This window comes from Streptomyces sp. NPDC058239 (assembly GCF_042882185.1).
In the GTDB taxonomy this organism is placed as follows: Bacteria; Actinomycetota; Actinomycetes; order Streptomycetales; family Streptomycetaceae; genus Streptomyces.
The window spans coordinates 34483-47062 of the sequence record NZ_JBHVWS010000065.1; the positions used below are offsets into that span (position 1 = coordinate 34483).

Sequence of the window (12580 nt, forward strand, 5' to 3'; positions counted from 1 at the left end):
TTAACGATGTTTTGGCAGGTCAGTCGGACAGAACCAGCGTAAAACGGATAACCCCAAGATTGGGACTCCCCAACCAGCACATCGTGGGCTTAACTTAGGTGTCATGACCTCCCCCCGCTCCACCTACGGCGGCGGCTACTACGCCGCACCGTCGTTCCCCGACACTCCGATCTACGACTCCCTGGTCGCGGAGCGGGGCACCCCTCAGATCGCTCCGATCCGAGTGCCTGCCGCCTATGACACCGGCAACAGCTATCTGCCGGCTCTCCCGGCGGCGCTGCCGGCTCTTCCCGCGGCGCCTTCCCAGCCCAATCCGTCGTACGGCTACCAGCAGCCGACCCAGCAGGGCTACGCCCCGATGCAGCCCGCACAGCTGCAGCATGCCCCGGCGCCGTACATCCCGCAGCAGCCGACCGCGGCCCGCGGCGGGTACCAGGCGCCCTATCCGCCGCAACAGCAGCAGCGGCCCGCGCCCGGCACCGGTTACGAGGCGATGCGTCCGGCGTCACCACGCCCCGCCCCGGCACCCTCGCCCTACGAGGACCCGTACAACCGCCCGTACCAGGGCCGGGGGTACTGAGCCGGGAATCGCACACGGTCGCACGAGGTCGCCGTCGAGCCATGGGGACTCGACGGCGACCTCGGCGTTCCCGCGCCGGCAGCACAGCCCCTCGGTCGCACGCGCCCCGGACGGCCCGTCAGCCCGGACCGGCGGGGCAGGGAACTCACGGGGAGGGTCCGTGCGTTGGCCAGGGTGAGGTTGCTCTCTCTTCGCCGCTCCGGCGAGCGAAGCGTGCCGTATCAGGTTATGACGGATACGGAAGGGGGTGCAGGACTGTGCGAGCGGTTACGGGAGTGTGGCGTTGGCGGCACAATCCCCTGCGCCGCGCCACTGACCGGCGCGAGGCGTGGGTTGCTCTTGTCGCACTGCTTCTCATGGTGCTGGCGACACCGGCGGTGGGCTGGGTGTGCGGTTCGCTCACGGACGACGCCCTGCAGAAATCGGTGCGGGCCCAGCAGGCCCAGCGTCACACCACGACCGCGGTCGTGGTGCGCCGGGCCCCGGGAGCGTCACGTCTCGTCACCGATCCCGAAGTGTCCTCGGAGCGCACCACCCAGACCTCGGTGGTGGCGCGCTGGAAGGCCCCGGACGGCACGGACCGCCGCGGTACGGTGACCACCTCCTCCCGCAAGACGGATCCCGGGGCCGAGGTGAAGATCTGGACAGACCTCGACGGCCGCCCGGCGCTGCGGCCCATGGACGCTCCGACGGCTCATACGCATGCGGCGCTGGCCGGGCTCGGGGCGATGCTGCTCGCCGTCGGGCTGGTCGAGGGCGGCCGGCGCCTGATCGTCTGGCGCATGGTGCGGGGGCGGTACACGCAGATCGACCGAGCCTGGGCGAAGGCCGGTCCGGACTGGGGCAGGACCGGGACCGGCAGCTGATCAGCTGCCGATCGGGTCAACTCCCGCCCGCCGCGCGCGCTACGGTGGACCGGCCCGCCCGCTTCCTCGGTGGGCGGGCCCGGGTTCCTCGCTGCCGCAAGGCCGGTGACACGGGCATCACACACGCACGAGGTGGGGGCACAACAGCGCCATGGCACAGGGCACGGTCCAGGTGACGCACACCGGCACATCGCGGTGGCGGCGCCGCACAGGCGAATACGCCTCCCTCACCGCAGCCCTGGAGGCCGCGGCGGACGGTGATGTCCTCACCGTCGCGCCGGGCACCTACCGGGAGAATCTGGTCCTGCACCGCGCGGTGACGCTGCGCGGCCCCGAGGGCTCGGTCGGTTCCGTTCGGATCGCACCGGTCGACGGCGTACCGCTGACCGTCCGTGCCTCCGCCGTCGTCACGGACCTGCATGTGGAGGGTCAGGACTCGACGGCCCCGGCGCTGCTCGTCGAGGACGGCGCACCGGAGCTCGCGGACCTGCGGATCGTCACGCGTTCGGCAGCCGGGATCGAGGTGCGCGGTGCGGCCCGGCCGACCGTACGCCGCTGCACGGTCGACAACCCGGCCGGGGTCGGCATCGCCGTACTCGACGGTGCGGGTGGGGTGTTCGAACAGTGTGAGGTCGTCTCGTCCGGCCAGTCCGGTTTCTCGGTACGAGACGGTGCGCATCCGCGGCTGGAGCGCTGCCGGATCCACCATGCATCGGGGGCGGGGCTGAGTGTCACCGGCGAGGGCAGCGGCCTGGAGGCTGTCGGCTGCGAGGTGTACGAGATCAAGGGCAGTGGGGTACAGGTGACCGCTCGTGCGGCCGCCCACCTCACCGACTGCACGGTGCACCGCACGTCGGCGGACGGGGTCACGCTCGACACCGACGCCGTACTGACACTCGCCGACTGCGACATCCACGACATCCCGGAGAACGCGGTGGATCTGCGTTCCCGTTCGGTCCTCACCCTGACCCGCTCCACGGTGCGCCGGTTCGGTCGCAACGGCCTGTCGGTCTGGGACCCCGGCACCCGTGTCGACGCCAACCAGTGCGAAATACATGACAGTACGGGCGATTACCCGGCGGTCTGGGTGAGCGACGGGGCGACCGTGATACTGGACGCCTGCCGGGTCCACGACGTACCGGACGCCATCTTCGTGCTCGACCGGGGATCGCGTGCCGACGTGGTCGACAGCGATCTGTCCCAGATCCGCAATACCGCGGTGTCGGTGAGCGACGGGGCGACCGCCCAGCTCGACGACTGCCGCATCCGTGAGGCTTCCACCGGCGCCTGGTTCCGCGACCACGGCAGCGGCGGCACGCTGAACAACTGCACCATCGACTCTGCGCAGACCGGAGTGATCGTCACCAAGGGCGCCGACCCGAGGATCGAGCGCTGCACGGTCAGCTCCCCCGCCGAGGCCGGTTTCTATGTCTCCGCCGAGGGCCGCGGCACCTTCCACAGCTGCCGGGTCACCGGAAGCGAGGGCTATGGCTTCCATGTGATGGACGGCTGCCGTACGACTCTGACCCGTTGCCGTACCGAGCGGTGTGCCCGCGGTGGATACGAGTTCGCCGAAGGCGGCGCCGCCCACGGTGACGGCACAGGAGCGGGGCCCGTCGTGGAGGACTGCACGAGCGACGAGAGCGCGCTGCGCTCCCCCGCTCCCCCGGCCCCGACCGTGCTGACGGCGACCCAGTCGGCCCCAGGGCTGCTCGGCGCGATCCCCGGGCCCCGTGCCGTGGAGCCCGCCCCGGCCGAGGTGCCCGCCGCCGATCCGGTACGCGCGTCGGACGCCGTCCTCGGGGAACTGGACACGCTGGTGGGCCTGGACAGCGTGAAGCGGGAGGTGCGCGCCCTCACCGACATGATCGAGGTCGGCCGCCGGCGTCAGGAGGCCGGGCTCAAGGCCGCGTCGGTCCGGCGCCATCTCGTCTTCACCGGGTCCCCCGGCACCGGCAAGACCACCGTGGCCCGGCTGTACGGCGAGATCCTCGCCTCGCTCGGGGTGCTGGAGCGCGGCCATCTGATCGAGGTGTCGCGCGTCGATCTGGTCGGTGAGCACATCGGCTCCACTGCCATCCGCACCCAGGAGGCATTCGACCGGGCGCGTGGCGGGGTTTTGTTCGTCGACGAGGCCTACGCCCTGTCACCCGAGGACTCCGGCCGGGACTTCGGCCGGGAGGCGATAGACACGCTCGTGAAGCTGATGGAGGACCACCGGGACGCGGTGGTCGTCATCGTCGCCGGGTACACCCATGAGATGGAGCGGTTCCTCACCGTCAACCCCGGTGTGGCGTCCCGTTTTTCACGGACCATCACCTTCAGCGACTACGAGCCCGCCGAGCTGCTGCGGATCGTCGAGCAGCAGGCGGACGAGCACGAGTACAACCTGGCCTCCGGGGCCGGGGAAGCACTGCTGAAGTACTTCACGGAGCTTCCCAAGGGACCGGCCTTCGGCAATGGTCGGACGGCTCGGCAGACCTTCGAGTCGATGGTGGAGCGGCATGCGGGCCGGGTCGCCCAGCTCGCCGAGCCGAGCACGGACGACCTCACGCTGCTCTACCCGGAGGATCTGCCGGAGCTCCCCTGAGCTCGCGGGGTGTCCTCGGCCCCCTCCCCGTCGGCCTGGCGCGGCAGGACCGGTGCCAGCCGGTCCAGCAGCGCGGCCCGCTCCTGGGCGAAGACCGGGTCGGCCTGGTAGTCCGAGTGCCCCAGAATGGGTTCGGGCAGCGGATGCTCGGGGGTGCGCCCGTAGACCAGGGGGTCCTTCAGCGGCCCCCGGTCCACCTCGGGCCCCGGTCCCTCGTCGAGCCGGACCCGGCCGCCGATCGGGTCGGTGGCCCGCCAGAGGTTGCGCCAGCAGTTCACGGACCGGTGCAGTCCGTGCAGCGGTGCGGGGCCGAAGTAGGCCGGGAACCAGCGCGCGTACAGTCGCTCGACCGGCGAGCCGTAGGTGAGCAGGGCGACCCGGCTCCTGGTCTCGGCGGACAGCTGCCAGACCGCGGACGCTGCCAGGACGCTGCCCTGGGAGTGGCCGGAGATGACGAGCCTGCCGTGGGTTTGTCCGGTCCAGCCGGACATCCGTGACGCCAGATCGGGGACGGCGCGCTCGGCGTAGCAGGGCGGTGCGAAGGGGTGGGCGGCGCGCGGCCAGAACGTACCGACGTCCCAGAGGATGCCGATGGTGCGCCGGGCGGAGGCGTCGCGGTAGGCACGCCGTCCCCAGGTGACGAAGAGTAGGAAGCCGAGTCCGACCATCCAGGAGCCGGTCGACTGGGCCGCTTCGGCCACGGACTCGACGAAGGGGCCGCTTCCCTTCATCGCGAGCCCGGGCACTTCACCGCTCGCCCAGGCCCCGCCGACCGCCGCCGTACCGAGCAGCAGCGTGGCGCCGGAGACCGGGCCGAGGATCCAGGGCGCGGAGTCGGTGAGGGCTGCAGTGGCCCGGACCCGGGCGATCTGCCGGGTCCGGGCGGGGTCCGGCCGCTCCTGCCCGTACTCCTGGTCGATCTCGGGTTCCAGGGCGCGGGCGGCGAGCCAGGTGCGTACGAGCAGCAGGATGCCTGGTACCGCCAGCAGCACCAGGAGCACGGGGATGACCGATGCCTGCCAGCTGAGCAGCACCGGCGGTCCTTCGATGACGGGGTTCCTGCCCATGCCCGGGGTGCCGGAGCCGTCGAGCCAGTCGGCGACACGCTGGGCGACGCCGCCGGTCATGACACCGCCGAGAGCGCACGCGAGCATGGCGACGGCCGGTCCGCCGAGTCCGTACATGACGGTGCGGGGTTCGGGGGTCCGGCGGTACAGGCCCAGCGACACCACGGCGAGGACGACGACGAGCACGCCCTGGCCGAGCATGACGACACTGAAGGTGGCATCGCCGGGCAGGGCGCCCGCAGAGACCCAGGCGGGGCGCGACCAGGCCGCGTACACCGCGGCGAGGACGAGCAGGGCCAGGGCGGCGCCGGGCAGATAGGTGATGAGGGCATGGTCGAGCCGGTTGTCGAGACGTCGTTCGCTGCGGCCGCGGCGGCAGACGACCCAGAGCACGACGAGTGCGCCCAGGACCAGCGCCGCCTCGATCAGCCTGCCGAGGATCTCGGGCACGGGGCCGGTGACTGCGCGGTCGTGGCGGGCCGCGGCGCCCGCGAGCGATGCGGCGACGGTGAGGAATCCGGCGGCGGTGTGGGCGGCGCGCAGCCGGGCGACCAGCCGGCGGCCGTACCAGAATCCGGGCCGGCCGAGAGCCGAGCGGCCACCGGCCGCGATGCCGGAGGTGTTCGGGTCGTGAGCGGTGTCGACGTCGTCCGGTTCGGATCCGGTGAGCGGGCGCTGCGATTCGTACGCGCTCCATGTCCGGTTGGACAGGAACCAGAGCAGCCCCACCAGGGCGGTGGGCACCAGAGAGGCGAGGGCGAGTCTTCGGCCCGGCTGGGACCACCAGCCGCCCTGTGCTGTCGACAGGAAGCCGAGCCAGGACCGCTGGTTCGAGCAGTCCGGCACGCCCGCGCACTGCCAGGCCGTCAGATCGAGCGCGACCTCGCACGCCGCCGCGGTCAGCAGGACCGTGAGGCTGAGCGCGACGAGCCGGACGAGGACGCCGTACAGGCGCACTGCGCGGGTGCGTCCCCGGGCGGTGGGGCGCATCCAGTGGGCGAGGTTGACCACCATGAACGGGAGCAGCAGCAGCCACAGGGCGCGGGAGCCGTTGCCGGATGTGAGGTTGGACCAGCAGTAGGCCTCGGCGATGGGCCGGTCGCGGTAGCGCTCCGGGTGCTGTTCGGCGTCCATGTCGCCGGCGCGGCGGTAGATGGCGGCGGTCGCGTCGCCGGTGACCCGGACCGGACGCGGATCGTCGAGCATCTCCTGCGGGGTGGCTCCGCCCACGCCATGGACCAGCAGTTCCAGCGCGGGCCCCGGACTCTGCGGGGCCTGGGTGACAGGTGGCACTGGAGTGACTCGCTCTCTCGGTCGTGGGGGGAGTGCTGATGCACGGTCACCAGGATCATGGAAGAAGGCCGGTGTACGCACCGCTCTCACGGAATCTCCCCAGTGCGACGGCCCACGACACCGCGTGGCAGGATGACCCCGTCCGAAGAGACTGTTGTACGGCCAGAGGGAAGGACCGGACCGGCGTTGAGCGAGAATCAGAACCTGCTCGCGGAGCAGCGGCGCGCCCTGATCCTCGACGAGGTACGCAGGCGCGGCGGGGTCCGGGTCAATGAGCTGACCCGCAAGCTGAGCGTCTCCGACATGACTGTTCGCCGGGATCTGGACGCGCTGGCCCGCCAGGGTGTGATCGAGAAGGTGCACGGCGGGGCCGTTCCGGTGGTCGAGGCCAGCACGCACGAGCCCGGTTTCGAGGCCAAGTCGGCTCTGGAGCTGACTGCCAAGGAGGACATCGCGCGGGCGGCCGCGGCGATGGCGGTGCCCGGCAGCGCCATCGCGCTCTCCGGCGGTACGACGACGTATGCGCTCGCCCAACAGCTGCTGGACGTACCGGATCTGACGGTGGTGACCAACTCGGTGCGGGTCGCCGATGTGTTCCACTCCGCGCAGCGGTCGGGGGCTGCGGGCGGGGCGCGTACCGGGGCGGCCACGGTGGTGCTCACCGGTGGGGTTCGGACCCCGTCGGACTCGTTGGTCGGCCCGGTCGCCGATCAGGCGATCGCCTCGCTCCACTTCGATGTGCTGTTCCTCGGGGTGCACGGGATCTCGGTGGAGGCCGGTCTTTCGACGCCGAATCTGGCGGAGGCCGAGACCAACCGCCGTTTCGTCCAGTCGGCGCGGCGTGTGGTGGTGGTCGCCGACCACACCAAGTGGGGCAAGGTGGGCCTGAGTTCGTTCGCGACTCTGGAGCAGGTGGACACGTTCGTGACGGACGCGGGTCTGTCGGCCGCCGCACGCGAGGAGATCGAGGAGCATCTTCCGGGCCTGCTGGTGACGGGCCGCATCGCGGACGCCGACTCCTGAACCATCGGCCGGTAGGTGGCTTCCGCTCAGCTCGCGACGGGCGGTGCACGGCCTAGGATCGTGCTGTGGCCGTCTTCCGGATCGAGCGTTTCACGCCTCTGCCCGCAGCCGAGTCCTGGCGCCGGGTGACGGATTGGGAGCGGCACGCGGCGCATGTACCACTGACCACGATCACCGTTCCCACGGGGCTGACGACCGGGATCGGGACCGTTTTCGTGGCGCGCACGGGTGTGGGGCCGCTGGGGTTCGACGATCCGATGGAAGTGGTGCGGTGGACACCGCCCGCAGCCGGGCGCGCGGGGCTGTGCCGACTGGAGAAGCGCGGTTCGCTGGTGCTGGGCCGGGCGTCGATCGATGTGTATCCGACAGATTCCGGATCGCATGTGGTGTGGGTGGAGGAGCTGGCTGTCCGGCTGCTGCCGCGGTGGGCCGATCCGTTGCTCGCCGGAGCGGGCCGCCGGGTCTTCGGCCGGGCGCTGGACGGCATGCTGGACCGTCCGGCGCGGCCGCATCCGTAGGCGGCCGCGGTTGAGCGGGGGGCCGGTGGCGGTGCGGTGAGCCCGGGTGCCGCGTGCCGCCGTTCGGAGTGCTCCACCGGGCCCCGTACGGCGGTCCGGTGGAAGACTCGGGCGAGTGACCGAATCCTCCGGTGGTACGCGGCTGCGTTGTCTGGTGACCGGTGCCTCCGGGTACATCGGCGGCAGACTGGTGCCCGCACTCCTCGACGCCGGCCACCAGGTGCGCGCGACGGCCAGGACCCCGCGGAAACTGCGTGACCACCCGTGGGCGGACCTGGTCGAGGTGGTCGAGGGCGATGTCTGTGACGCCGCCTCGGTGCGGGCGGCGATGCGGGGCATGGATGTGGCGTACTACCTGGTGCACGCGCTCGGCTCCGGACCCGGATTCGAGGAGACGGACCGCCGGGCGGCCCGGATCTTCGGCGAGCAGGCACGGGCGGCGGGGGTCGGCCGAATCGTCTACCTCGGGGGGCTCACTCCGGCCGGGGTGCCCGGACGGGAACTGTCACCGCATCTGCGGTCGCGGGCCGAGGTGGGGCGCATTCTGCTGGATTCCGGGGTACCGACGGCCGTCCTGCGGGCTGCGGTCATCATCGGATCGGGCTCGGCATCGTTCGAGATCCTGCGTCATCTCACCGAACGGCTGCCGGTGATGATCACCCCGAGCTGGGTGCGCACATCGATCCAGCCGATCGCGGTACGGGACGTGGTGCGGTATCTCGTCGGATGCGCCCACCTGCCGGCCGACGTGAACCGTACGTTCGACATCGGCGGTCCGGACGTCATGACGTACCGGGACATGATGCAGCGGTACGCCGCGGTTGCCGGGCTGCCGCACCGAGTGATCCTCCCCGTACCGGTGCTCACCCCGGGACTCTCCAGTCTCTGGATCGGCCTGGTGACACCGGTGCCGCCCTCCATCGCCCGGCCGCTGGCCCAGTCTCTGCGTCACGAGGTGGTCTGTCACGAGCACGACATCGCCCGCTATGTACCCGATCCGGCCGGCGGCACCATCGGTTTCGATCAGGCGCTGCGGCTGGCGCTCCAACGGATCAAGGATGCCCGGGTCGATACCCGCTGGTCGTCCGCGGCGGTACCCGGTGCCCCCAGTGACCCGTTGCCCACCGACCCCGACTGGTCCGGCGGCAGTCTCTACAGCGACGAACGGGAACTCACGGTGCCGGTGGCGCCGGACGCGCTCTGGCAGGTGATCGAGGGCATCGGCGGCGAGAACGGCTGGTACTCCTTCCCGTTGGCCTGGGCCGTGAGGGGCTGGCTCGACCGGATCGTCGGTGGCGTCGGGCTGCGGCGCGGGCGGCGGGACGCGCAGCGGCTGCGGGTGGGCGACTCCTTGGACTTCTGGCGTGTGGAGGAGATCGTTCCGGGTGAGCTGCTGCGGCTGCGCGCGGAGATGCGGCTGCCCGGTCCGGCCTGGCTCGAACTGTCGGTGGACCGGAACGAGCAGGGGCGGACGGTCTATCGACAACGGGCGCTGTTCCATCCGCACGGACTGCTCGGCCACGCCTACTGGTGGAGCGTGTGGCCGTTCCACTCGGTGGTGTTCGGCGGTATGGCCCGCAACATCACCGCAGCCGCACGGGCGGTCCCTCAGCACTCTGCCGCATAACGCCCCGGCGGGCAGGGACATCTGATGATGTGTCAGCTATGGTGTGCGCTACCCGCCCGCCGCCGACCGCACGGGAGGTGCGATCCGTGCCACGCCGACTCCGTTCCGTGGACCTCGACTTCGTCGAGTCCGCTCCACTGCGACTGGTCTTCGCCGCCGAGGTGTCAGCGCCTCCCGAGGTGGTCTACCGCGCGCTCGCCGATGATGTGGCCGGCTGGCCCAGCTGGTTCACCTCGGTGACTGCGGCCCGGCCCACCGAGGACGGCGCAGGTCGTGAGGTCCGGCTCAAGGGTGGCACGGTGCTGCGCGAGACGATCGTCGCGGCGGCGCCCGGCGAGCGGTACGTCTACCGAGTCGACGAGTCGAACGCCCCTGGTCTGCGGGCCCTGTTGGAGGAGTGGCGACTCACCCCGGCCGGGACCGGGACGCAGGTGCAGTGGACGTTCGCCGCGGACGGTTCCGCACCCTTCCGGTTCGCCCTGCGGCTGGGCCGGTCGGGGTTGGGCCGGGCTTTCCGGGACGCGGTACGCAATCTCGACAGGCGGCTGACCGGGTCCGCGGCCTGAGAGCGGCCGCGGACCGGGTGCACCGCGCCCCGTCCCGGCTATCCGGGCCAGTTGCCGTCGGCCAGGAAGGAGTCGATCGTTTCCGTGTACGGGGCGATGTCCAGGCCCTGTTCGGCGAGCCAGCTGTCGGAGTAGTACTTGTCGAGGTAACGGTCGCCCGGGTCGCAGATCAGGGTGACGATGCTGCCGGTGCTGCCCTGCCCGACCATTTCGGCGACCAGTTTGAACGCGCTCCACAGCCCGGTTCCGGTGGAGCCGCCCGCCTTCCGGCCGATGGCCTTTTCCAGGGCGCGCACGGCCGCGACACTGGCCGCGTCCGGCACCTTCATCATCCGGTCGATGGCCCCGGGCACAAAGCTCGGCTCCATCCGGGGCCTGCCGATGCCCTCGATCCGGGAGCCGCAGTCACTGGTGGCCAGGGGGTCGTGGTGGGTCCAGCCGTCGAAGAAACAGGAGTTCTCCGGGTCGGGCACACAGATCCGGGTGTCGAATTGCATGTAGTGCACGTAGCGGGCAATGGTCGCCGAGGTGCCGCCGGTTCCGGCCGTGGCGACGATCCACGTCGGCTCCGGGTAGCGCTCCAGTCCCAGCTGCTGGTAGATCGATTCGGCGATGTTGTTGTTCCCGCGCCAGTCGGTGGCCCGTTCGGCATAGGTGAACTGGTCCATGTAGTGGCCGCCGGTGTCGGCGGCGAGCTTGGCGGACTCCTCGTACAGCTTCCGTGAATCGTCGACGAAGTGGCAGCGGCCGCCGTGGAATTCGATCAGCCGGCACTTCTCGGGGCTGGTGGTGCGGGGCATCACGGCGATGAACGGCACACCGATCAGCTTGGCGAAGTACGCCTCCGAGACGGCCGTCGAACCGCTGGACGCCTCGATCACCGGCTTGCCCGGCCGGACCCAGCCGTTGCAGAGCCCGTAGAGGAAGAGCGAGCGGGCCAGCCGGTGCTTGAGGCTGCCGGTGGGGTGTGTCGACTCGTCCTTGAGGTAGAGGTCGATGCCCCATGCCTCGGGCAGCGGGAAGCGCAGCAAATGGGTGTCGGCGGAGCGATTGGCGTCGGCTTGGACCTTGCGTACGGCTTCCTTGAGCCAGGCCCGGTACTCGGGGTCGGAGCGGTCGATGTCGATGGTCGCCGCGGCCCGGCCGTCATCTCTGTGCTTTGCGGTGCCCATCAGCACGTTCCTCCTCGTGTCGCCGTCACTCTCCACCTGCAACGATATTCCGTCTACCCGCACAAACGTTCACTTTGATGGTCCATAGCCCTGCCTTGGTGCCGGCGGGCGGAACAGCTGCGGCATCGAGCCGGGACGCGGTCTGGCGCGTCGGTCCCGGCTTGTGCAGACTGCCCATCAGAAGCGTTACGAAGGGGGCGAAGCAGTCATGCCGGAAACGGAGTTCAGTGCGACGGGGGTACGGATCGAGCGGTGGGCCCGCTCAGTCACGAGGGCGGGGCAGGTGATCGTCAAGGACGGCAGACTGGCTCTGCTGACCAGTTACGGCCGGGAGATCGACAGCGCCCCAGTGGTGGCGGTGAGCGCGGGCAGGCCGTGGTTCGCCGGAGCAGGTGCGGCCGTGGCACGCCTCAACGGCACGCGGTACCGGCTGACGATGGGGCAGCGCAACCACAGTCCGGACAAGGCCGGGCCGGCCCACAGATTTCTCGAGACGCTGCGTCGTGCGGGCGGCCGGATGATCTGACAGGGCGCCGCCGGTACACCGCGAGTTGCGCAGCAGTGCCCCCTGAGCGACATTGGTCACACGTCACTCGTGGTTTACCGGCGGTGACATTGTGATCCGCACCGCCGGAGCTGAATCAGCAGCCAGTCATCTGCTGGATCGTTCCTTCGTCTTCTTCCGGACCTATTTCGGGGAGTCGCAGCCGTGATCAGCGAGCCGAGCAGGCACTGCACGGTGGAGCTCCAGGCCCTGCCGTCGCGGATCGGTCAGGTCCGCAGAATCGTTTCGGCGCAGCTGCGCTACTGGCATCTCGATCCTCTGATCGACCATGCGGCGCTCGGCGTCACCGAACTGCTGACCAATGTCCACCGGCATGCCCAGCCGGACAAGTCTTGCACCGTCGAGATCGAGTTGCTGCTCGAACGGCTGACGGTGTCCGTCCACGACCACGACCCACGGCTGCCGACCGTGCGCGAGGCCTCTGCGTCCAGTACGTCGGGGCGCGGGCTCGCGCTGATCGCTGCGGTCAGCGAGAGCTGGGGGGTCTGCCCGAGGGGCGGGGCCGGGAAGGTTGTCTGGTTCACTCTTCCGGCGCCTTCCCTGTTCGTCGCGCAGCCGCTGCACGCGGTGTACGGGGCAACCACCGACGGACCTTTCGAGCCGGACGCCGTCACATATCTGGAGAGCAGAACGCCCTTTGTCGCGCGGTCGTCGGTGGTCGGCTAGCCGAGACGGCGGCAAGTGGAGCGGGGGGGGGGGGGGGGGGGCGCGGG

The 12580-nt window shown here is 70.7% G+C and carries 11 protein-coding genes; 9 read left to right on the forward strand and 2 right to left on the reverse strand.

Features of this window, described 5'->3' with window-relative positions; all coding sequences use genetic code 11:
• The first annotated feature begins 103 nt into the window (after positions 1-103).
• From ACFVYE_RS40820 to ACFVYE_RS40830, 3 genes are all read left to right on the forward strand, one after another.
• The gene (locus ACFVYE_RS40820) at positions 104-580 is read left to right on the forward strand and encodes a DUF6643 family protein (protein WP_383967926.1); all 477 of its coding nucleotides are present in this window, start codon (positions 104-106) and stop codon (positions 578-580) included.
• Between the two features lie 356 nt (positions 581-936).
• Positions 937-1446, forward strand: coding sequence for a hypothetical protein (locus ACFVYE_RS40825; protein ID WP_383967923.1), 510 nt, complete (start codon positions 937-939; stop codon positions 1444-1446).
• Between the two features lie 151 nt (positions 1447-1597).
• On the forward strand, positions 1598-4036 hold the full coding sequence (locus ACFVYE_RS40830; RefSeq protein WP_389608644.1) for a right-handed parallel beta-helix repeat-containing protein: 2439 nt from the start codon (positions 1598-1600) through the stop codon (positions 4034-4036).
• Here the strand turns inward: ACFVYE_RS40830 and ACFVYE_RS40835 are convergent.
• Complete coding sequence (locus tag ACFVYE_RS40835; protein ID WP_383967994.1) at positions 4006-6309, reverse strand: hypothetical protein; 2304 nt, start codon at positions 6307-6309, stop codon at positions 4006-4008. The genes ACFVYE_RS40830 and ACFVYE_RS40835 overlap by 31 nt on opposite strands.
• A 273-nt stretch (positions 6310-6582) precedes the next feature.
• Between ACFVYE_RS40835 and ACFVYE_RS40840 the strand changes: the two genes are divergently transcribed.
• From ACFVYE_RS40840 to ACFVYE_RS40855, 4 genes are all read left to right on the forward strand, one after another.
• On the forward strand, positions 6583-7419 hold the full coding sequence (locus tag ACFVYE_RS40840) for a DeoR/GlpR family DNA-binding transcription regulator (RefSeq protein ID WP_382909020.1): 837 nt from the start codon (positions 6583-6585) through the stop codon (positions 7417-7419).
• A gap of 65 nt (positions 7420-7484) precedes the next feature.
• Positions 7485-7937, forward strand: a complete 453-nt coding sequence (locus tag ACFVYE_RS40845; protein WP_383967917.1) for an SRPBCC family protein — start codon at positions 7485-7487, stop codon at positions 7935-7937.
• 115 nt (positions 7938-8052) lie between these two features.
• Positions 8053-9564 carry an SDR family oxidoreductase gene (locus ACFVYE_RS40850; protein ID WP_383967915.1) on the forward strand — a complete coding sequence of 504 codons (1512 nt, stop codon included), beginning with the start codon at positions 8053-8055 and terminating at the stop codon, positions 9562-9564.
• Positions 9565-9650: 86 nt separating this feature from the next.
• Positions 9651-10130 carry an SRPBCC family protein gene (locus tag ACFVYE_RS40855; RefSeq protein ID WP_383967912.1) on the forward strand — a complete coding sequence of 160 codons (480 nt, stop codon included), beginning with the start codon at positions 9651-9653 and terminating at the stop codon, positions 10128-10130.
• Positions 10131-10168: 38 nt separating this feature from the next.
• Here ACFVYE_RS40855 and ACFVYE_RS40860 read toward each other — a convergent pair whose 3' ends face one another.
• The gene (locus ACFVYE_RS40860) at positions 10169-11302 is read right to left on the reverse strand and encodes a PLP-dependent cysteine synthase family protein (protein WP_383967909.1); all 1134 of its coding nucleotides are present in this window, start codon (positions 11300-11302) and stop codon (positions 10169-10171) included.
• Between the two features lie 208 nt (positions 11303-11510).
• On the opposite strand from ACFVYE_RS40860, the gene ACFVYE_RS40865 reads away from it, so the two are divergent.
• Both ACFVYE_RS40865 and ACFVYE_RS40870 read left to right on the forward strand, forming a co-directional pair.
• Positions 11511-11828 carry a hypothetical protein gene (locus ACFVYE_RS40865; protein WP_383967906.1) on the forward strand — a complete coding sequence of 106 codons (318 nt, stop codon included), beginning with the start codon at positions 11511-11513 and terminating at the stop codon, positions 11826-11828.
• A gap of 183 nt (positions 11829-12011) precedes the next feature.
• Complete coding sequence (locus tag ACFVYE_RS40870; protein ID WP_383967903.1) at positions 12012-12533, forward strand: ATP-binding protein; 522 nt, start codon at positions 12012-12014, stop codon at positions 12531-12533.
• Positions 12534-12580: the final 47 nt, after the last annotated feature.